Here is a 20981-nt window from a genome sequence, read left to right as displayed (position 1 = left end):
AATTTCTTTTTTTGTCAAATGGCAAATGTTATACTCTTTAATTACTGCAATTTTACACCATCAATTTAAATATAAAAAATGAAAACAGTATTAATTACAGGTGCCAACAGAAGCATCGGTCTTGAAACCGCAAAACAACTTTCAGAAAAAGGATTATTTGTTTACCTTGGAAGCAGAAACCTTCAAAAAGGAGAAGAAACCGTAAAACAATTAACGGAAAATGGATATCAGAATATCAAAGCGGTTGAAATTGACGTTACCAATTCTGAATCGATAAAAAATGCAAAAGACAGCATTGAAGCAGAGCAGGGAAAACTGGATATCCTGATTAATAATGCCGGGATTCTTGGAGTAAATCCTCAGACGGCAGCAGAAACATCAGTAAACGATATCCGCGAAGTGTTTGATACCAATTTCTTTGGAGTGATTAATGTTACACAGACTTTTTTAGATCTGCTTAAAAAGTCGGACAGTCCTCGCATCAGCAACATTACTTCGGGGCTAGGTTCACTCACCTTACACAGCGATCCGGAATGGAAGTATTATCATGTGAAAAGTGCTGCTTATGGTCCTTCAAAATCTGCGTTGAATGCTTACACCATTACGCTGGCATATGAACTAAAAGACCAGCTGTTCAAAGTAAATGTGATTGATCCGGGTTATACCGCAACAGATTTTAATGCCCATAGTGGTCCGGGTTCTGTTGAAAGTGCGGCATCATTTATTGTTAAACATACACTGACAGATGAAAACGGACCGACCGGACAATATTTCAGCAATGATATTGAGGATGAAACCGGCATCAGTCCGTGGTAATTTTAATAACAACATTTAAAAGAGAGAATTAAATTTTACCTTATATTATGGATGGAGCTGGAAGAATGAGGCTAAGGTTAAGGCTGAGGCGGGATAAAATAGTATTTAACTAAACACTCGGTCTTTAAGTTTCAAGCTTCCAACTTCCAACCTATTAATTTATAATAATGCGAATTATTCACGATTTGGATACATCATTCGTGGATCAGACTACTTTTAAAAACCATCTTCTTTCCATCTTTGTACCATCATTTAAAACAAAAAAAATATTAAAGAATGGAAACAAAAAAAGTATGGTTCGTAACAGGTGCTTCAAAAGGTCTTGGCTTCGAACTGGTAAAAAAATTGTTGGCTGAAGGATATCAGGTAGCCGCAACAAGCCGCACGGTGGAAGCTTTAACATCAGCATTCGGAGCGTCTTCGGAAAATTTCCTGCCATTGAGCATGAATATTACTGACAATAATGATGTAAAATCTGTCATAGCCAGAACGGTTGAACATTTTGGAAAAATAGATGTAATCGTCAACAATGCCGGATATGGACAGTTGGGTACGCTGGAAGAACTGAGCGATGAAGAAACGAGAGCTAATTTTGAGGTAAATGTTTTCGGAACTTTAAATGTGATCCGAAATGCCATGCCTTACCTGCGCGATCAGAAATCAGGGAATATTTTTAACATTTCATCGATCGGGGGCTATTATGGAGGCTTTCCGGGCTGGGGTGTTTACTGTTCCACAAAATTTGCAGTGGCCGGTTTTACTGAAGCGCTGGCCGAAGAGGCAAAAGATTTCGGTGTTTATGCCACGGTTGTTTATCCCGGCTACTTCCGCACAGAATTCCTTACGAAGGATTCTTTAAGAACGCCTGCCAATTCTATCGAAGCTTATGAGGCCGCCAGAAATTCTGAGAAAACCCATCTTGATGAGATCAACGGGAATCAGCCGAATGATCCCGTAAAGGCAGCTGATGTTTTGATACAAATCAGTAAAGAAGCGCATCCGCCGGTACACCTGTTGTTGGGTGTAGGCACTCCGGAGTTTTTAGATAATAAGATCACGGCTATTACGAAAGATGCAAAAGATTGGGAAGCTCTGACGTTGTCAACAGCCATTTAACGAATCAGGAATTCAGTTAAAGAATTTTAATCTCAGGCTTTATACTTTTTAAATCAGCTAAAAGTATAAAGCCTTTTTATTGTATATCAGAACAGAGAAAGCTGGATTGGCTTTGGAGACGAAGGTTTCTGTGCATCCCCAAAAACAGTTTTTCCGCCAAACCTCCATGAATTCCGGCGTTCTTCTTCAATGACTTGCTGAATATCAAAATCCGGGGTAAAGTCCTTTTCGGTTTTTACAACAATATCATGAAGCTTGTTGATGGTCCTTAATTTATCGGAATTTCCAAGCCTGGATTTTTCAATTCCTTTTCTGATAAGGCTGATGCTTTCATCATAAACTTTCGTAGGTACGGGAAACGGATGACCGTCTTTTCCGCCATGAGCAAAAGAAAATCTTGCAGGATCCGTAAATCTTGATGGCGCCCCATGAATCACCTCACTTACCAGCGCAAGCGACTGCATCGTCCTAGGCCCAACGCCTTCCAGCATCAGCAAATCTTCAAAATTCTGAGGCTGCTGTTCACGGGTGACATATAGAAGTGCACCCAAACGTTTCAGGTCTACATCAGAAGCCTGCACATCATGATGTGCAGGAAGAATCAGCCTGGCAAAATCGCTCATGATTTCTGCAGAATCCGTGTGGGAAATTTCAAGAATTCCTTTTCTGTTACCGGAGGCTTCAGCATCAGTAAGATTTAAAATTTTACCTCTTGATATGCCATTGATTCCTGTATGAGGTTCTTCCACAAACGATTTAATATTTTCAGAATGCCAGTGGTAGCGTCTTGCCGTACTGTCGGATTCATGCATCCCCTGTTGAACGATGCTCCAGTTCCCGTTATCAGCCAGGATAAAATTATGAAGATACAACTGATATCCATCCTGAATAGCCGTATTATCAACTTTTGCTGAAAGTTTGCTGGCTCTTACCAGTTCATTTCCGTTCAGTCCTGTTTTATCTGCGATTTGAATTAACTCAGAAGGGGTATCTCTTGAAAATTTTCCTTTTCCTCCGCAAATATAGAGTCCCAGTGCCTGGGAATTTGGATTGATCGAACGCTTTAAAGCACCCATAACCGAAGTAGTAATCCCCGAAGAATGCCAGTCCATCCCCATAACCGCGCCAAAACTCTGGAACCAGAAAGGATCTGCCAGTCTTCTCAACACCTCATCTTTTCCGTAATCGGTGAGGATAACTTCGATGATTGAAAGTCCGAGCAATGACATACGCTCATACAGCCACGGCGGTACTTTGCCATAGTGAAGGGGAAGATCTGCTGTTCCGGAACGTTTCATTTTCTAAAGGTACGATTTTATAGTGTAAGGTTCAAATGGTAAAAGGTAAGGTTGAGGTTGAGGCTGAGATTGAGATTGAGATTCGGAGTAGAACAAAATAAAACCCTGCAGGAAAACCTACAGGGATTTATTTAGTAAGTGTTTATTTTTCTATTTATTTAAAGCGGCTAATGCTGCTTCATAATTAGGCTCATCTGCAATTTCTCCAACCTGTTCCGTGTATACTACTTTATTGTTTTCATCGGTGACAATTACGGCACGACTCAGAAGTCCTTTCATAGGAGAATCGGTTATGGTCACTTCGTAATCATCACCAAAGCTACTTCTGAAATCCGAAAGGGTTTCCACATTATCAAGACCTTCGGCAGCACAAAATCTTCCAAGGGCAAACGGCAAATCTTTAGAAACATTAATAACCACGGTATTTTCCAGCGCAGAAGCCTGCTCATTGAATTTTCTTGCTGAAGATGCACAAGTCGGTGTATCAATACTTGGGAAAATATTGAATACTTTTTTCTTGCCTTCAAAATTTTCCAGTGTTTTTACATGTAATCCTGAATCTACCAGTGCAAAGTCTCTGATCGTCGTTCCCACCTCAGGAAGTGTTCCTATAGTGTGAACTTCATTTCCTTTTAAAGTAATTGTTGTTGACATATTCTTTTTTTAGTTTTTCAAATTTAATTAAAATAAGAAGCGATTCATTCATATGAAGGTTAAATTAATCTTAAAGTGGAAAATCTTACCGGCTATTTATCTAAAAAGATTAATTTTTAACTAAATTTGTGAGTCTTAAAAATCAAATAATAAATAACAGTATAATGTCAGACAAATCAAAAATCTATTACACATTAACGGATGAGGCTCCAATGTTGGCAACACACTCGTTTTTACCGATTGTAAAAGCTTTTACAAAATCAGCAAACATTGAGATCGCCGTTCCGGATATTTCTTTGGCAGGAAGGATTTTAGCAAACTTCCCGGAATTTTTGAAAGATGATCAGAAAATCGGTGATGCTTTAGCTGAATTGGGCCAATTGGCTACACAACCTGACGCTAATATTATCAAGTTGCCTAATATATCTGCATCAGTACCTCAGCTTGACGCTGCCATCGCTGAATTGCAGGCTAAAGGTTTTGCGGTTCCGAACTATCCTGCAGAACCGAAGAATGATGAAGAAAAAGCCATTAAAGCTAAATATGCCAAGGTTCTCGGAAGTGCTGTAAACCCTGTGCTAAGAGAAGGAAATTCTGACAGACGTGCTCCTAAAGCTGTTAAAAACTATGCAAAAGCAAACCCTCACAGAATGGGTGATTGGGCTTCTGACAGCAAAACAGATGTTGCCCACATGGAAAGCGGAGATTTTTACGGAACAGAAACTTCAACAACGTTAGAAAATGCAACAAAATACAGAATCGTATTTAAAGGAAATGACGGTTCTGAAACTCAATTAAAAGATTTTGCCAATCTTCAGGCGGGAGAGGTTATTGATTCTTCTGTAATGAATTTAAATGCATTGAAAGCTTTTGTTCAGCAGGCTATCGATGAGGCAAAAAACAGAAATGTTCTTCTTTCTGCCCACTTAAAGGCGACGATGATGAAAATCTCCGATCCTATTATTTTCGGGGCTATCGTAGAAACTTTCTTTAAAGAGGTTTTTACTAAATATGCTGAAACGTTCAAGTCTTTAGATATCAACCCAAATAACGGTCTTGCTGATCTTTTTGATAAAATCAAAGGAAATGCTCAGGAAGCCGAAATTAAAGCGGACATCGAAGCTGCTTTGGCCAACGGACCGAGAGTAGCAATGGTAAATTCTGACAAAGGAATTACCAATTTCCACGTTCCTTCAGACATTATTGTAGATGCATCTATGGCTGCTTTGGTAAGAGGCGGAGGCAAAATGTGGAATAAAGAAGGAAAAGAAGAAGACACCGTTTGTATTATTCCAGACCGTTCTTATGCAGGTTTTTATCAATCTGTAATTGATGATATGAAAGCACACGGAAAGTTGGATCCTACAACGATGGGTTCAGTTCCGAACGTTGGTTTGATGGCTCAGAAAGCTGAAGAATATGGTTCTCACGATAAAACTTTCCAGGCTGCAGCAGACGGAACCATCGAAGTTCAGGACGAAAACGGAAATGTTCTTCTTTCTCAAAAAGTAGAAAAAGGTGACATTTTCAGAATGTGTCAGACAAAAGATGCTCCGATTCAGGATTGGGTAAAACTGGCCGTAAACAGAGCCAGATTATCAGATACTCCTGCTATTTTCTGGCTGGATAAAGGAAGAGCACACGACAGAGAAATCATCAAAAAAGTTGAAAAATATCTTAAAGATCACGATACCAATGGTCTTTACATCAGAATTATGGATGTAAAAGATGCCATGACTGAAACTTTAAAAAGAGCAAGAGAAGGAAAAGATACGATTTCTGTATCAGGAAATGTATTAAGAGATTATTTAACTGACCTTTTCCCTATTCTTGAGCTTGGAACTTCTGCAAAAATGCTTTCTATCGTTCCGTTAATGAATGGTGGTGGTTTATTTGAAACAGGTGCCGGAGGTTCTGCTCCGAAACACGTGGAACAGTTTGTAGAAGAAGGCTATTTAAGATGGGATTCTTTAGGTGAATTCCTTGCATTACAGGCTTCTTTAGAGCATTTAGCACAGACTCAGGGGAACACAAAATCTCAGGTATTGGCCGATGCATTGGATGAGGCAAATGCTAAATTCTTAGCGACTGATAAATCTCCTGCAAGAAAAGTAGGACAGATCGACAACAGAGGTTCTCATTTCTATCTTGCCATGTATTGGGCTGAAGCATTAGCGAACCAGACTGCCGATGCAGAAATGGCTGCTGAATTTGCTCCGATTGCACAGGCAATGAAAGAGAACGAAGAAGTTATCAACGCTGAATTAATTGGTGCTCAGGGTAAACCTCAGGATATCGGAGGATACTATAAAACAGATACGTATAAAACATATGCTTCCATGCGACCAAGCACGGTTTTAAATGAAATTATTGACGGAATTTAAGAATATGCAAAAAATACTAATAATCGCTCTTGCTTTTCTATCAATATATTCCTGCAGTAGTTCAGATGATGATATTACAGATGTTGTAATAATGCAGCCGATAATTGAAAACAAGATTAATTTGACAGCAAATTATAATTCATCCGCAGAAATGGTCAGCTTAAGCTGGACTCTTACCGGGGATATGAATTATACTTATTATAAAATTGTGAGAAGTGATTCTCCGAATGGTCAGCAAACTGAGCTTGGGACTTATAATCCCACTCAGTTTTCTGCAATGTCAAATGTACCTTTCAGTCCTTATCTTGAGTATCAGATTATTGGTTTTAAAGCTAATGGTGAACAGGTAAAAAGTAATGTTGTAAAAATAGAAAGGCCGGAAATTAAACTTCTGAACCTTAAAGTATTCGATGCGCAGTTTGACAAAAACGCAGGCAGATTATATCTTTTGGATACAGATGGAAAGATTGCCATTTATGATGTCAATTCAGGAGTCGTTACTCACCAGATCAATACAAATGCTGTCTTAGGATATTCTGATCTTGGTACTTATAATGGTAGCACTGAATTATATGTTGCAAGAAAAGATGGATGGGTTGATATTTATGACAGCAATAATCTGACTTTGAAGGATCAGGTAAATTTCGGAATGCCGTTGGTAAGTACTGTCTATTATAATGATAAGCTTTATGGTTCTGTTGCGGACTATGATAAAGTGAAATGTATAGACAGAGGTACTAAAACTTTGGTGTCTCAGTCATATTCAGAATATACCGGCAGAATGAGAAAATCTGTAGGCACTTCTGTAAAATTATATACAATTACGCAGAACATGACGCCAATTGATATGGATTTATATACATTTGATCTTAACGGAAATTATGTAAGCCATCAGGATGATACCTATCATGGGGACCACCCTCTTAATTACAGAATTTTTGAAACTTTTCCTGATGGAAGGGTGATCACGTCGAGTACTGGTTCAGTATATAATTCCCAAATGGTTTATCAGAATGATCTTCCGTCGGGAAATGCAAAACTTACGAGCTTTGATTTTGACAACAACAGTATTATTGCAGGTAATATGGCTAAAACTATTGATTTTTACAATATCAATACTTATACTAAAACACAGACTATAAATACAAAAAGATTTCCTTATAAAGTATTTAACTACAACAATAAGGTTATCTGTATCAGTTCAGTGAATCAACTAAATGTTCAGGATTATGATTATTCAAATGTCATTCCCGAAAATGTAATGATCGAAATATTTGATAAATAATAAAAACCGTCCTATTCAGTAGGCCGGTTTTTTAGTCTTTATATTAAGTATCCGAAATATTATTTTAAATATGTGCCTTTCTCATTTTAATCATAATTAAAACAAATAATCCTAAAACGCCCAGCACAAAGTATCCTTCTGCAACTTCCAGCTGTATCTGAGGCCTGATTACAGCTACAATTCCATAACTGATGGCAGATGTAATGATAAATGCCACTCCACCGGTTAAGCCCCCTGCAATTCCGGCCGAATTCGGGAATCTTCCGATACAGTAAGAGAAGTAATTGTTAAAGATAAATCCTGCAGTCACATGTATCAAAAATGCAAAAGCCACCAGACTGTAAATATTATTGGAGAAATAGGAAGCAGCAAACATTAAAATAATTAAAAGTAACTGGATAAAGTTGGCGTAACGTATTTTTGGCAGAAATGCTTTATTGATCAAAGCCTTACCTAAAAATCCACCAGCCATCCAGGCAAATCCTAAAATCAGGGAAACGTAGCCTGCGACCACTTCAGAATATCCCATTTTATGTTCAATGATAAATGATCCGCAGAGATTAAAAAACATAATCATCGAATAGCTCAGTCCACACATGACCATTCCGTAAAAGAAATCTTTAGCTTTAAACATCGCACTATATTCTTTAATGAGAAACTCAATGTGGAAAGGATTTCTTTTTTTCAGTGTCTCCCCGGAAAATATAAATTCTAAGAGTAAAAGCAGTAAACTATACCCTGCCAGCACATAAAAATTTGACTGCCACCCGAAGTTTTTCTGCAAATACCCTCCAATAAACGGCGCAATAATAGGACCTACCGACCAGACGATCGTCATAATACTGAGATAATGCTTCCGCTCCTCACCTTCATAAACATCCACAAAAAATGCCCTCTTCGCCACTACGGCAAATCCTGAAAGCATACCCTGCAAAACACGCATGGCATAGATGACAAAGATATTTTGGGTAGTCGCAGTAATTAAAAAAGATGCCACAAACAGCCCAAGAGACAGCATTGAAATCTTATATCTCCCGAAAGAATCTACAATACTTCCGGCAAAGAACTGGGTCAGACCGTAACTGATGAGAAATATCGATAATGTAAGCTGAATATTGCTTTCCGGCTGATGAAGTTCTGTAGCCATACTTGGCATTGAAGGCAGGTAGATGTCCGTTGCCAGACCCGACATAGGAATGACGGCAAATGCCAGAACCGTAGCAATAAATTTATTTTTTTCTTTAAGTGTAACCATGCTGTTATAAAACGTTAAAAAACAGATCCTGCTGACACAACAGGGATCTGATTAGAATAATTTCTTTAGTTGTTAACTAATTTCATAGCGCCCTCACTGTATCTTTCTCCGACATTCGGATATTTTTTAAGAATGGAATCTATTGTTTCAAGGTCTTCCTGAGAAAGTTCGAGATTGGTAGCAGCAATGTTTTCTTCTAAGTATTGAATACGCTTGGTTCCCGGAATCGGAATAATATCTTCTCCCTGATTCAAAACCCAGGCTAGTGCCAGCTGTGTACCTTTAACTCCTTTAGATTGAGCAAAATCATTAATCTCTTTTGCCAGGTTTTTGTTATTTTCGAGAAATTCGTTTTGATATCGTGGCAAAGATTTCCTGAAATCATCATTCCCGAAATTTACTGCATCATTAATATTAGAGAAAAGACCTCTGGCCAGCGGAGAATATGGAACTAAAGTGATTCCCAACTCTCTGATGGTTGGCAAAATTTCTTTCTCAACGTCTTTCGTAAGCAGAGAATATTCCGACTGTAAAGCAGTAATCGGATGAATTTGATGAGCTTTCCTGATGGATTCAGCAGATGCCTCCGACAAACCCAAATATTTTACTTTTCCAGCTTTTACCAGCTCAGCCATTGCGCCTACTGTTTCTTCAACCGGAATATTCGGGTCAACTCTGTGAGCATAATACAGATCGATCTCATCAATTTTCAGCCGTTGAAGACTCAGATCAACCGCTTTTCTGATCCATTCCGGAGAACCGTCGAAATAAGTTCCGGGCGTACCGCTGTGGCCAGTCTGTCCATCTTTAAAACGAAATCCGAATTTAGTAGCGATAAAAATCTTATTGCGGTTCGGAACCAAAACTTTTGAAATCAGTTTTTCATTATCACCATTGGCATACATATCTGCGGTATCCCAGAAATTTACTCCCAGATCCAAAGCCTTATGCAATGTATTAATGCTTTCCTGCTCATCGGTAGGGCCATATGCAAAGCTCATTCCCATACATCCCAAACCAATTGCAGACAGTTGCTCTCCTGTGTTTCCTAATTTTCTAAATTTCATGATAATTGTGATTTAAATTAACAAGACAAAATTATAACAGCCATTCATTGATTTCAATATAGAATTCAAACGAAGAATTATAAAATTCAAACAACAGCAATTCTTACTGCATTGGGTGACATTCCTGTCTGCTTTTTAAAATAGTTGGTAAAATAAGCCGGTTCTTCGAAGCCCAGACCGTAAGCAATCTCAGAGATATTCCAGTCGGTGTGCTTTAATAAAGCATTTGCTTCCTGGATAATTCTTGCGGCAATTTGCTGGCTGGTGGTTTTTCCGGTGATCTCTTTTACAGAACGGTTGAGAGAATTTACATGAATGGATAAATTTTCAGCATAATCTATCGGGCTTTTCAGCCGTAAAGATCTTTCAGGGCTGTCAATAGGAAACTGTCTTTCCAGCAATTCCATAAAAAGAGATGCCACTCTCTGCGAAGCATTCTGATAAGGTTCAAAGTTTTCCGCCGGGTGCATTTTCATTGTTTCATGAATCAGAAGATGAAGGTAAGCCCGCAGCATATCATATTTGTGCAGATAATCCGACTGAATCTCATTCATCATTTTAATGAAAATATCCGCAACTGTTTTCTGCTGTTCTTCATCAATAAAAAATACCGGAGTTCCTCCGATCCTGAACAGCGGCGAATCCTGTAAATTTCCCAGGCGGTTTCCGTCGTGAAGGAACTGGTCGGTAAAGAGACAGAAAAATCCCTTCTGGTCTTTATTTTCAGCTTCCCATGAATAAGGAATAAGCGGATTTGAAAACAACAACGCCGGCTTGTCGACAGCGATCCATTTATCGGCATAATGTAATTTTCCTTTTCCGATGATCAGAGAAATTTTGTAATAATCTCTTCTGCTGTAAGGCGTGATAAGAGAGCAATTTTCCCTTGAAAAGACATTAAAATGCCCTACTCCGGGTGTTTTTACACACTCGAGGCCGACGCGTCGGTAAAAACCTTTTATTGTTTCATTCGATTCCATGGATCAAAATTATAAAATTCAAACAAAACAAACGTCAAGAAATAATTTTGATAGATAAAATTAAATGACTGATTTTTTGGTCAGTCACTTAAAAATGATATACCGGTGCTTAATGAATAATGTATTTCGTTACGAATCTTGTAAAAACCTTCGGAAACACATTCATATCGATTTTAATTTGTAATTTTAAAAGAGGAAAACTCTCAAAATCATTTTGTAACACCTAAAATCTCAGTATTATGGAAACTGTAAAATTTGAAATCAGTCCGTATCAGGATGAGTTGCAGATATTAATAGACGGACACAAAGCCGGCTATATGTCTATCGAGGTAGATGGTAGACAGCTTATTGTTTATTACACTAAACTTGATGAAGAGCATGAAGGCCACGGCTATGCTAAAATGTTATTGGATGAGCTTGTACGCTACGCCGAAGAAAAAGATCTTTTGGTGGATCCTGAGTGCAGCTTTGTAAGACAGCAGTTTGAAAGTCACCCTACTCGCTACAGAAATATTTGGCATTCTTAATCATTCGATATCCCACCATTTGCTAAAATGATTGTCGTGCGCATTTAAGTCTACAGGTTCACCGATCATCGGGGTTAAAACTGATAAATTTTTGCTTCCGGCAAGGCTCGTTACTTTTCGTAAAGGTTCATTCCACGGATGGAGTGCAAGAGCAAACTTCGAAGAATGGACAGGAATGATATTTTTGGCTCTCACATCAATACTCGCCTGAATAACATCTTCCGGTAAGGCATGAATATACTTCCAGGCCTCATTATACTGCCCGTTTTCTATGATGGCAAAATCGAAAGGTCCGTATTGCTCACCAATCATTTTAAAGTGTGTATCTTAACCACTGTCACCACCCAGAAATAATTTTTTGGTAGGTGTCAATAAAACATAAGACGTCCACAATGTAACATTTCTTTTCATCTTCCGTCCGGAAAAATGCCTTGCAGGAGTAAATATAATTTTGATATCATTACGTAAATCAACCTCAGTTCCCCACTCTTCTTCGATCAGCTGATTCGTATCGTAGCCCCATCTTTCAAGATGCGCACCAACTCCCAAAGGCAAAATAACTTTGCCAACCCTAGTTTTAATAGCCTTTATGGTCGGATAATCCAAATGATCATAATGATCATGCGTAATCACCAGATAATCAACTGCTGGTATGTCTTCCGGTCTAAAAATATCGGCTCCGGCAAAAGCTTTATTAAAAAACCTGAAAGGCGAACCGTACGAACTGAGAACAGGATCAATCAAAAAGGAAACACCGTCGGTCTGAATATAATACGACGAATGCCCCAGCCATATAAAAACATCCTGATCTCTAGGAAGATTCTTCAAATCTGTATGCACTGACGGGATATTACGTAAAGGCTTAAGATGAGGATCCTTTTTATCAAACAGAAAATTAAACATCACTTTCGGCATCGAATATCCTTCTGCCAATGCAGGCGTATACGTAAGATTCTGAAATTGCTTGTTTTTATAATGTTTGGAACGCTGCATTCTCTGAAGCCGCTCTCCTTTTGCTTCCGATCCGAAAACTTCCTGACCGGTAATGACAAAATATAGTAAAATTATGATGACAGCTAAAATAATAAGTCCGTAAATCATTTTTATTTATAGGTTAATGAGTGAGATTATAGGTATGACAATTGATCGAGATAAAAACCTTTATATTAACATGAAAATATTACGCCTTTTTTCAAAACGTATTCTCTAAAGCTTTATTTTTGAAATAAAAAAACAAAAAGTGCAGAAAAATTATTTCTTCCTGCTCATCCTCCTGCTGATAACCGCCTGCGGATCTGTACGTAAATATAACGAACGGCAAAACATCTGTATTCCGCCCGAAAAGTTGAAAGAAGATGTGGATTTCGCATATGCTAAAATTAAGGAAATGCATCCCGGTCTTTACATGTACATCTCAAAAGATGAACTAGACAGGAAATTCGACAGTGTGAAAAATACCATCAACACCCCTCTTACCCCGCTTCAGTTTTATTTTAAGCTGCAGCCGGTGATTTCCGACATCCGTGAAGGCCATCTCTCGCTACGGATTCCTTCTAAAAGAATCACCAAAAGAGAAATCAAAGATCTTGAGAATAAAAAAGGAATGTTCAGCCGTTTTGAATATTATATCAAAGATGACAGGCTTTTTATCATCGGAAATAAAGATTCTATTGAAAAAATAAAGCCCGGAACTGAGATTCTTACCATCGATAAAACCCCGGTTTCCCATTACATAAAAAAGTACAGAAGACTTATCAGTACCGACGGATTCAACACGACTTTCAAACCGTACTTCCTGAAAGACCTGTTCTTCAACTATTACGTAGCTGAAAAAGGATATGAAAATCATGCGACGATAGAGACAGTATTCAACGGAGAGAAAAAAACTTACCGGCTGACAAGAGAATCAAAATCTGAGGATGACCTCAAAAAAGAAAAAGAAAATAAAAAAAGAACCGAGGACAAAAAAATCAATGATTACGTAGCTTTCAGTGATTCTTACAACAGGAATTTTAAATTTCTTGATCAGGACAGCACTATAGCCTATATTAAAGTGAAAAGCTTTTCGGGAGATTATTCCGCTAAATTTTACAAAAATACTTTTGAACAGATTAAAAAAGCCGGGGCATCATATCTTATTCTTGATGTAAGAAACAACTACGGAGGTTCATTGGAAGAGATTCATAAGTTGTACTCTTATCTTTCTCCGGAGCCATATGTTTTGATCAAACCTTCTCAAGTAAATTCTGCCACGACGCCTTTAAAAACCAACTATTTCCGGAAGAGCAATGCGTTGCAGTATACTTTTAAGACACTTACTTATCCTGCCTTTTTCTTCGCTCAAACCTTCAGCACCTATAAAAAAGACGGAAAGTTTTATTACAAAATAAAAGCTGACAAACCATCAAAACCGGATAAGAATGCGTTCAACGGAAGGATTTTCGTACTGATCAACGGATCAAGCTTTTCGGCATCTTCCATTCTCACTGCCAAGCTTAAAAATGACAAGAGGGCTGTTCTCGTTGGAGAAGAAACAGGTGGGGCTAACGATGGCACTGTTGCTGGATTTTATTCTTACCAAGTGCTGCCCAATTCCAAGATAGATCTTCCGATCGGACTTGTCCTTGTACAGCCGGATATCAGCTTTACACAAACCCAAAAGGGAGTTGTACCTGATATTCCCATAAAAGAAACGATGGATGACATCATTCACAACAGATATCCTCAATTGGAATGGATTATGAGCGATATTAAAAACGAAAAGGCAAAAGCTGAAAAATACCTGATGAAATAAGAATGAAAATATTTTTAAATTCATTAAAATCATTGTCTGTATATTTATTCTATGGTTTGCCGTACATTCAGCGTATATCATCATTGACGGGCTATCAGACCGTGGAAAGAATGCTGATATTGCCGTTATTCTGGGAAGTAAAGTTAATGAAGACGGAACATTATCAGAAAGGCTTGAAAAGCGGCTTCAGACCGGCGAAGAACTTATCAGAAAAAACCGTGTAAAAAAGATCCTCGTAAGCGGTGGGCTTGGAAAAGAAGGATTTTACGAAGGTGATAAAATGAAACAATACCTTGTTGCCAAAGGAATTCCCGATTCACTTATTGTTGTTGATAATCTTGGAAATACCACAAGAGCTACTGTCGATAATACTTTAGCCTTAAGAAAACATATGTCATTCAACAGCATTATCGTGGTTTCCCAATATTTTCATGTGACCCGAACCAAAAAGCTTTTTGAGGATAAGGGTTTTAAAAATGTAAGCAGTGTAAGTCCACATTATTTTGAATGGAGGGATTTTTATTCTGTTTTTCGAGAATTTCCGGCATATTACACACAGTAGTTTCGGCGGCTTTCAGCCGCCGAAACTACTTCCTAAATCAATCAGATGCTATTTCTTCAGTTCATTTACCAAATTTTCAACCTGGAGAATATACTTTCCGTAGAACTTATTAAACCACCATTTTCCTATAATGAATAGCAGGGGCATCGTAATAACCATAGTGCCGATAAGAGTGGTGGCGACCTGAAGATTCGATAAAGGAACCGAACGTGGGATAAATTCAAGGACAATAATAATTTCACAAACCAAAAAAGGTACAAAAGAAAGGTAGAAAGAAAGATAATACTGCTTATTGAGCTGAAACTGATACAGCAGATCTTTCAGACTATCATATGTTTTCATCAATGGGTTACTCATATTATTGTACAGCTTAAAAAACTGACTGTAAAAAAAGAACGTTACAAAAACCATCGAGGCAATGAGAATGCTGATGTAAAATTTAAATTTAAAAAGTCCGGGTGACAAGGCGATCACAGCAAAGGCAAAAACAAACATTGCTATTGTAGACCAGAATTCCATGCGCATATTCTTGCGGATTTTTTCGAGCGGGAGATTAATCCTATGCTTCTGCTCCATGCTTATTTCCGGTGTTTCATCAAAGGAATCATCCTGATTCCATGTATTTTTCAGTTCATCTATATTCATGACAATTGATTTAAAAGTTAAGATTTATTTGAGCTTAAGATATCTTTAAGTTTATTTTTGGCGCGGTTCATTTTCACCCTTACATTTCCTTCGGAAATTCCCATCTGTTCGGCAATCTCTTTTCCTGAAAAATCTTCGAGGTAATAGAAGATAAAAGCTTTGTCGATCGGGTTCAGTTGATGAATGGCTTTATACATCGCATTCAGTTTATCTTCTTTTTCATGATCAAATTCTTCGTGAGCGATCTTATATTCTTCATATGCTCCACCGGTAATGAAGCTTCTTTTTTTCTCGTTTTTGAGGAAAATGATTGCTGTATTCAGGGCGATTCGGTAGAGCCAGGTAGAGAATTCACTTTGTCCTTTGAAACTAGGATACGCTTTCCAGACCTGATAGGTGATTTCCTGAAAAAGATCATCACGGTCGTCTTTATCATCCATATACATTTTAGAAATCTTGAAAATGATTCCTTTATGCTTTTCAATTTTATCTAAAAATTCCTGTTCTGTTGAGGCCATAATTTCTTACTCTCTATGAGGTTAGTAATCTTCTTACAAAAATGTTACAGCGGATGATAAAAATATTTTATAGGAATTGAATGTAAGAATAATATCAATAAGAATAGGATTTATAATAACCTTGCTTTGCTTTAATGAATAAAGCTGTTTAAGTTTTTAAATGATCTTCCACAAAAGTTATAATCAATAATACCCTTTCACATTTGTAAAAAGTCTTTATGAAGATTGCTATGGTATTTGTGGCTTAATATTTGTGATCCAAAGACTAACACCAAATAAATATCAATATGCCTTTTATTACAAAACAGGACAATGAAAATGTCCAGCTTTATTATGAAGATTTCGGATCAGGTCAGCCAATTATTTTAATTCACGGATGGCCACTTAGCGGCAAATCATGGGAAATGCAGATTCCCGTACTTCTGAATCTCGGATACCGTGTTATCACTTATGACCGCAAAGGTTTCGGAAAATCATCTCCTTCAGCAGATGGATACGATTATGACGGGCTTGCCAAAGACCTTCACGAAATCATTACTCAACTCGACCTTCAAAAAGTTATCCTTTTCGGATTTTCAATGGGTGGCGGTGAAGTAGTACGCTATCTTACCAATTACGGAACCCAGAATGTGGATAAGATTGCCTTAATTTCATCCATCATTCCTTTAGTGAAGCAGAAAGACGATAATCCGGATGGCGTTCCTCAGGAAAAGCTCGATGAGATCATGCAGGCTTTGAAAACAGACAGAATTACTTTTCTTGAATCTTTCCACAAAGACTTTTATAATGTAGGGCTTCTTTCAAAAACAGTGAGCCAGAAACAACTCGATTACGACTGGGCCATTGCTTCATTTGCCAATCCTATCGCAACGATAAAATGTGCAGAAAGCTGGGCCAATACCGATTTTCGTCCGGAATTAAAGAATGTAACAGTGAAAACACTAATCGTACACGGAGACTCCGATAATATTGTACCGATTGATACAGCCGGAAAGCAGGCAGCGCAGGGAATCTTAAACAATGATTTTATGATTATCGAAGGAGCACCCCACGGGCTGAATGTGACCCATGCTGAGGAACTGAACGGTATCATCAGCAGGTTCCTTACATCGCAATAACTTTCTTCAATATATACGTTTTGATTTCATCAATGAAAATCCGCAATACAACTTTGTACTGCGGATTTATTTTTTTTTAAAGCACAAAAGACTCAAGATTATAAATCACTATCATTTGCTGAGTATAAACTGAAGGTTTACGAACGAAGTTCAGCCTTAGCGACCGGAAAATATTCAATACCTTAAAATTCTTGCGGTCCTAGCGTTAAAAAACAACATTACCTTTATTTTTAGCAAAGTGGCAGAAGTCATTTATAAGTATCTATTCGAAACAAACTATTAAAAAATATAATCCGTGCTCAGGAAATTAGAATCATGATCCCTTACGATCGTGTTCAGAAGATCCTTATTGGATTCCGTTACTTTCGCAGCCACAAGCGAGCGGATCGAGAACGAACGAAGCGCATCAAAAACCGATAACGTACCTTCCGCACTGTCTTTTCTTCCGGTGAATGGAAATACATCCGGACCTCTCTGTGCCTGGCAGTTGATGTTCACACGGCTCACAAGATTCACAAACGGATCAATCAGTTTTGAAACTTCCAGCGGATCTTCACTGAAAATACTCACCTGCATCCCATGATCAGCATTCACCTGGTATTCGATCGGTTCCTCAATATCTTCAAACGGAACTACTGGAATCACTGGCCCAAACTGCTCTTCATGATACAGCTTCATATCGCTATTCACCGGATATACAACGGCCGGGAAGAAGAAAGATTCTTCGGTAAATCCTCCGTTTTCGTTCAGCACTGTTGCGCCTTTTGCTTTAGCATCTTCTAAACATTCCTTTAAATAAGGAGGTTTGTTGACTTCCGGAAGCGGCGTGATCTTCACATCTTTTTCCCACGGAAGTCCGGGTTTCATAGCAGAAACGGCAGCCGTCAGCTTTTGGGTAAATTCCTCGGCCACTTCTTTCTGAACGAAGATCAGCTTCAGTGCCGTACAACGCTGACCGTTGAATGACAGGGATCCTAAAATACATTCGCTCACCGCCACATCGAGATTAGCATTTTTGGTAACAATCGCTGCATTTTTAGCATCAAGGCTTAAAATCGCACGTAAACGATTAACCTTCGGATGAAGCTTTTTCAAACCGTTGGCCACTTTACTGGAACCGATAAATGCCAGCACATTCACCTTTCCGCTTTCCATTATCGGGGTGATAATCTCGGAACCTTTGCCGTATAAGGTATTCACTGTTCCTTTTGGGAAGGCTTCTTTAAATGCTTTTAACAATGGGTAATGAGCCAGAACACCATGTTTGGGAAGTTTAAAAAGAATGGTATTTCCCATAATGAGCGCCGGAATAAGCGTGGTAAATATTTCATTTAAAGGATAATTAAATGGGCCCATACTGAGAACGACTCCCAGCGGTGCTCTTCTGATCTGTGCAATGGTACCTTCCGCCTGCTGGAAACGGGATGACTCACGGTCGAGGTCTTTCAATGCATCAATCGTCTGGTTGATATAGTCTACGGTTCTGTCAAATTCTTTGGTAGAATCAGCGAGTGTTTTTCCGATCTCCCACATCAGCAATCTGATAATCACATCGCGCTCCTTAATCATCAGGTAGACAAATTTCTGCATACATTTGATTCTTCCTTCCACAGACATGGTAGGCCACTCCCCCAGCCCGTTGTCATACGCTTTTACACAGGCATCGAGAACTTCCATAGCTTCTTTTGGGCCGATATTCGGGACGCTGCCCAGCAGTTTACGTTGCAGTCCGTTTTCTGTCGGAATGCATACGGGTGAGTAAATCTCCTGAACCTCACCGCTCCACACGACCAGTTCGCCGTTGAGAAGGTATTCGCGCTGATGGATTTCGGGAACTTTATATTCCTGGGGAATTTCATTTTCTGGTTTGAAGATTTCGTGAAATGATGGGTTGTTTACTGATTCCATAGATCTTTTTATTGTATTAATATTCTAGCGTTATTATTTGAATAGAATAAAGGTAGACCTAAAATTTGATTTTAAAAAGAGTGGACTAATAGATTTGATCTATTTGGAATAAAAATTAATATCCCATTTTGTTTTTAACGCAAAGTTCGCAAAGACTTCTTAAATGATGACGTATATTTTTGGTCGCAAAGGTACTTCGGCAGGCTCAGCATGAGCTATCACTCAGTAACAGTATTATGTTATGTATTTGCCCAATCCTATATTACATTAAACCTGTCATTCTGACGAAGGAAGAATCTCAAATATCTTTCATATCATTTTCATGATCATGTCATAAGGACAAGATAACATAAAGATTAAAGCCGAGAACCGGCAAAAGTTTTCATCGGTAACAGATTATTTTTAAAGATATAAGGATGAATAAACTGGAAATCCGGCAAAACCGCAAAAGAGAAAAATATTACCTATTGAATTAAAAAAGTAGTCCCACTTAGACTACTTTTTCTGTGACAAATGTAAACAAATTATCCTTACTTCCAAATAATAATCCTTTGTTTTTTAATAGGTTAATTAATTTAAAATAGTAGATTCCTTTAAAATTCGGGCGTTTAAGGTGAAAAGAAACTGCCTTCGTTTTTACCCTAAAAAAAGAGAACAATATTGATTCTTAGATCATTTGGTGCTAAACGTAGTCTAAGTGGGACTACTTTTTTACACAAAATGAAACTACAAATGATGACCCTTTCCCAGCTCCCTCATTTCCTGCGTTTTAGCGTAAGGATGCTGTTTTTGCAGGTATTTGTCATTGTTGTTTTCATCAGCTCTCAGACTCCTTTTTCCTACTCGGACTCAACACTTTTTATATCTGAAGATTCTTATCTGTATATTGAATCACCGATTGAGATTTCCACTGTTACATCTTTATCAGGAAAAAATCAGACATCATCAAAACAGTTTAACGCAACCAAGCGTAAAGTTCTCTTCAAGCTGAAATCGATGTCCATTAGCAAAAATGATATTAACCAAATAAATCAAGCATGCTTTACAATCCCAAAGAGTTCTCATTATATTGGAAACGCAAGTAACCCTCTATCAATAGCTATTCTAGGAAATTCCTCTCCTGTAAAACAACAGCAGAAAATGATGGATTCCGTTCTGAGAGTTTTCCTGGTCGTAAATCATGCTAAAAAGAAGCTTTTATATCCTCTTATTAACTATTTCAATATTTTAAAAATTATAACCAATCACTTCAGCCGTCCTCCGCCCATGTTTGCGATATTTTATCAAATACAAATAGCACGAATTAGTAAACACAAATAAGCGCAAATAGCTATGCACAAATAACACAAATGCTTTAATGCAACACGACACTTCTCACTCCGTTTGTCATCCCGTAGGGATCTTAGCAAACATTTTCACACAACAATTGTGAAATTAGTGAAATTCCATTAGCGCCATTCATGTTAAAAACCAGCTATCTAACGTAACTAAATAAACACAAATGAGCACAAATAGCTATGCACAAATAACACAAATGCTTAATGCAAAACGACACTTCCCACTTCATTTGTCATCCCGTAGGGGATCTAAGCAAAGAATATCAAACAACATTTGTGAAATTAGTGCCATTCCATTAGTGCCATTTGTGTTTAATAACAATCAGCTTAGTGAGCTCTTCTAAGTAGAACGCCTTTGTGAAACTTAAAGCATATCATAAATAAAAAAACTTAGTGCACTTTGTGTTCACAATGTCAGGCTGAGCCTGTCGAAGCCCAGCTCATTCATATTAAAGAAGAATAGCTTAGTGAGCTCTTTTAAGTGGAATGGCTTCGTGAAACTCAATAAGCATATCATATTAAAGAAATCTTTGTGTGCTTTGTGTTACCATAAGCTTACATTATAAACAACAAACAAACCCAAAAATACAACAAACAATGAAAAATATAATTACACTGGCTGTTTTATTCATCAGCCTGATTATTAAAGCTCAAGTGGGGATTAACAACACTTCTCCAAAAGCAACACTCGACATTACTCCCAAAACAACTGATGGG

General features: G+C 38.0%; 18 protein-coding genes and 1 pseudogene. 10 read left to right on the top strand and 9 right to left on the bottom strand.

Features of this window, described 5'->3' with window-relative positions:
- Positions 1-78: 78 nt before the first annotated feature.
- Both BMW64_RS19150 and BMW64_RS19145 read left to right on the top strand, forming a co-directional pair.
- A complete protein-coding gene (locus BMW64_RS19150) occupies positions 79-816 on the top strand; it encodes an SDR family oxidoreductase (protein ID WP_090002101.1) in 738 nt (245 codons plus the stop codon).
- 276 nt (positions 817-1092) lie between these two features.
- Positions 1093-1932 carry an SDR family NAD(P)-dependent oxidoreductase gene (locus BMW64_RS19145; protein ID WP_090002099.1) on the top strand — a complete coding sequence of 280 codons (840 nt, stop codon included), beginning with the start codon at positions 1093-1095 and terminating at the stop codon, positions 1930-1932.
- An 86-nt stretch (positions 1933-2018) separates the two neighbouring features.
- On the opposite strand, the gene BMW64_RS19140 is transcribed toward BMW64_RS19145, so the two are convergent.
- Positions 2019-3230, bottom strand: a complete 1212-nt coding sequence (locus tag BMW64_RS19140; RefSeq protein ID WP_090002097.1) for a DUF763 domain-containing protein — start codon at positions 3228-3230, stop codon at positions 2019-2021.
- 150 nt (positions 3231-3380) lie between these two features.
- Positions 3381-3884: a thiol peroxidase gene (gene tpx / locus BMW64_RS19135; protein WP_090002095.1), complete on the bottom strand. Its 504-nt coding sequence runs from the start codon at positions 3882-3884 to the stop codon at positions 3381-3383.
- Between the two features lie 164 nt (positions 3885-4048).
- Between tpx and BMW64_RS19130 the strand changes: the two genes are divergently transcribed.
- Positions 4049-6268: an NADP-dependent isocitrate dehydrogenase gene (locus BMW64_RS19130; RefSeq protein WP_090002093.1), complete on the top strand. Its 2220-nt coding sequence runs from the start codon at positions 4049-4051 to the stop codon at positions 6266-6268.
- 4 nt (positions 6269-6272) lie between these two features.
- A complete protein-coding gene (locus BMW64_RS19125; RefSeq protein ID WP_143052737.1) occupies positions 6273-7553 on the top strand; it encodes a hypothetical protein in 1281 nt (426 codons plus the stop codon).
- A 64-nt stretch (positions 7554-7617) separates the two neighbouring features.
- Here BMW64_RS19125 and BMW64_RS19120 read toward each other — a convergent pair whose 3' ends face one another.
- The 3 genes from BMW64_RS19120 to BMW64_RS19110 form a co-directional block, all read right to left on the bottom strand.
- Positions 7618-8808, bottom strand: coding sequence for an MFS transporter (locus tag BMW64_RS19120; RefSeq protein ID WP_090002088.1), 1191 nt, complete (start codon positions 8806-8808; stop codon positions 7618-7620).
- Between the two features lie 65 nt (positions 8809-8873).
- A complete protein-coding gene (locus BMW64_RS19115; protein ID WP_090002087.1) occupies positions 8874-9875 on the bottom strand; it encodes an aldo/keto reductase in 1002 nt (333 codons plus the stop codon).
- 86 nt (positions 9876-9961) lie between these two features.
- Complete coding sequence (locus BMW64_RS19110) at positions 9962-10855, bottom strand: helix-turn-helix domain-containing protein (RefSeq protein ID WP_090002085.1); 894 nt, start codon at positions 10853-10855, stop codon at positions 9962-9964.
- Positions 10856-11094: 239 nt separating this feature from the next.
- Between BMW64_RS19110 and BMW64_RS19105 the strand changes: the two genes are divergently transcribed.
- Positions 11095-11382 (top strand): GNAT family N-acetyltransferase, encoded by a 288-nt coding sequence (locus BMW64_RS19105; RefSeq protein WP_090002082.1) that lies wholly within the window; start codon positions 11095-11097, stop codon positions 11380-11382.
- On the opposite strand, the pseudogene BMW64_RS21145 reads toward BMW64_RS19105, so the two are convergent.
- Positions 11383-12285: pseudogene (locus BMW64_RS21145) on the bottom strand (MBL fold metallo-hydrolase). It lies immediately after the preceding gene.
- A 337-nt stretch (positions 12286-12622) separates the two neighbouring features.
- On the opposite strand from BMW64_RS21145, the gene BMW64_RS19095 reads away from it, so the two are divergent.
- The 3 genes from BMW64_RS19095 to BMW64_RS19090 are packed head-to-tail and all read left to right on the top strand — an operon-like array spanning position 12623 to position 14738.
- Positions 12623-14176, top strand: coding sequence for a S41 family peptidase (locus tag BMW64_RS19095; RefSeq protein ID WP_090002080.1), 1554 nt, complete (start codon positions 12623-12625; stop codon positions 14174-14176).
- A gap of 2 nt (positions 14177-14178) precedes the next feature.
- A complete protein-coding gene (locus BMW64_RS20980) occupies positions 14179-14400 on the top strand; it encodes a hypothetical protein (RefSeq protein ID WP_228400972.1) in 222 nt (73 codons plus the stop codon).
- Positions 14295-14738, top strand: coding sequence for a YdcF family protein (locus BMW64_RS19090; RefSeq protein WP_228400975.1), 444 nt, complete (start codon positions 14295-14297; stop codon positions 14736-14738). The genes BMW64_RS20980 and BMW64_RS19090 overlap by 106 nt, the downstream gene beginning before the upstream one ends.
- Positions 14739-14786: 48 nt before the next feature.
- On the opposite strand, the gene BMW64_RS20805 is transcribed toward BMW64_RS19090, so the two are convergent.
- The gene (locus BMW64_RS20805; protein WP_090002075.1) at positions 14787-15383 is read right to left on the bottom strand and encodes a hypothetical protein; all 597 of its coding nucleotides are present in this window, start codon (positions 15381-15383) and stop codon (positions 14787-14789) included.
- A gap of 17 nt (positions 15384-15400) precedes the next feature.
- A complete protein-coding gene (locus BMW64_RS19080; RefSeq protein WP_090002073.1) occupies positions 15401-15901 on the bottom strand; it encodes an RNA polymerase sigma factor in 501 nt (166 codons plus the stop codon).
- 287 nt (positions 15902-16188) lie between these two features.
- Between BMW64_RS19080 and BMW64_RS19075 the strand changes: the two genes are divergently transcribed.
- On the top strand, positions 16189-17019 hold the full coding sequence (locus BMW64_RS19075; RefSeq protein WP_090002070.1) for an alpha/beta fold hydrolase: 831 nt from the start codon (positions 16189-16191) through the stop codon (positions 17017-17019).
- A 279-nt stretch (positions 17020-17298) separates the two neighbouring features.
- Here BMW64_RS19075 and BMW64_RS19070 read toward each other — a convergent pair whose 3' ends face one another.
- On the bottom strand, positions 17299-18927 hold the full coding sequence (locus BMW64_RS19070) for an NADP-dependent glyceraldehyde-3-phosphate dehydrogenase (RefSeq protein ID WP_090002068.1): 1629 nt from the start codon (positions 18925-18927) through the stop codon (positions 17299-17301).
- Between the two features lie 720 nt (positions 18928-19647).
- On the opposite strand from BMW64_RS19070, the gene BMW64_RS19065 reads away from it, so the two are divergent.
- Positions 19648-20247 (top strand): hypothetical protein, encoded by a 600-nt coding sequence (locus tag BMW64_RS19065; protein WP_143052736.1) that lies wholly within the window; start codon positions 19648-19650, stop codon positions 20245-20247.
- The last annotated feature ends 734 nt before the right edge of the window (positions 20248-20981 follow it).

Source organism: Chryseobacterium taichungense, assembly GCF_900109935.1.
Taxonomy (GTDB): domain Bacteria; phylum Bacteroidota; class Bacteroidia; order Flavobacteriales; family Weeksellaceae; genus Chryseobacterium; species Chryseobacterium taichungense.
Note: the sequence above shows the minus strand (reverse complement) of the source record. Positions and strands in the feature narration are given on the sequence as shown.

Bases quoted from the DNA above. Each gene is read 5' to 3' on its own strand.
- BMW64_RS19150 (WP_090002101.1), top strand. From the start codon at position 79: ATGAAAACAGTATTAATTACAGGTGCCAACAGAAGCATCGGTCTTGAA.
- BMW64_RS19145 (WP_090002099.1), top strand. From the start codon at position 1,093: ATGGAAACAAAAAAAGTATGGTTCGTAACAGGTGCTTCAAAAGGTCTT.
- BMW64_RS19140 (WP_090002097.1), bottom strand. From the start codon at position 3,230: ATGAAACGTTCCGGAACAGCAGATCTTCCCCTTCACTATGGCAAAGTA.
- tpx (WP_090002095.1), bottom strand. From the start codon at position 3,884: ATGTCAACAACAATTACTTTAAAAGGAAATGAAGTTCACACTATAGGA.
- BMW64_RS19130 (WP_090002093.1), top strand. From the start codon at position 4,049: ATGTCAGACAAATCAAAAATCTATTACACATTAACGGATGAGGCTCCA.
- BMW64_RS19125 (WP_143052737.1), top strand. From the start codon at position 6,273: ATGCAAAAAATACTAATAATCGCTCTTGCTTTTCTATCAATATATTCC.
- BMW64_RS19120 (WP_090002088.1), bottom strand. From the start codon at position 8,808: ATGGTTACACTTAAAGAAAAAAATAAATTTATTGCTACGGTTCTGGCA.
- BMW64_RS19115 (WP_090002087.1), bottom strand. From the start codon at position 9,875: ATGAAATTTAGAAAATTAGGAAACACAGGAGAGCAACTGTCTGCAATT.
- BMW64_RS19110 (WP_090002085.1), bottom strand. From the start codon at position 10,855: ATGGAATCGAATGAAACAATAAAAGGTTTTTACCGACGCGTCGGCCTC.
- BMW64_RS19105 (WP_090002082.1), top strand. From the start codon at position 11,095: ATGGAAACTGTAAAATTTGAAATCAGTCCGTATCAGGATGAGTTGCAG.
- BMW64_RS20980 (WP_228400972.1), top strand. From the start codon at position 14,179: ATGAAAATATTTTTAAATTCATTAAAATCATTGTCTGTATATTTATTC.
- BMW64_RS20805 (WP_090002075.1), bottom strand. From the start codon at position 15,383: ATGAATATAGATGAACTGAAAAATACATGGAATCAGGATGATTCCTTT.
- BMW64_RS19080 (WP_090002073.1), bottom strand. From the start codon at position 15,901: ATGGCCTCAACAGAACAGGAATTTTTAGATAAAATTGAAAAGCATAAA.
- BMW64_RS19075 (WP_090002070.1), top strand. From the start codon at position 16,189: ATGCCTTTTATTACAAAACAGGACAATGAAAATGTCCAGCTTTATTAT.
- BMW64_RS19070 (WP_090002068.1), bottom strand. From the start codon at position 18,927: ATGGAATCAGTAAACAACCCATCATTTCACGAAATCTTCAAACCAGAA.
- BMW64_RS19065 (WP_143052736.1), top strand. From the start codon at position 19,648: ATGAAACTACAAATGATGACCCTTTCCCAGCTCCCTCATTTCCTGCGT.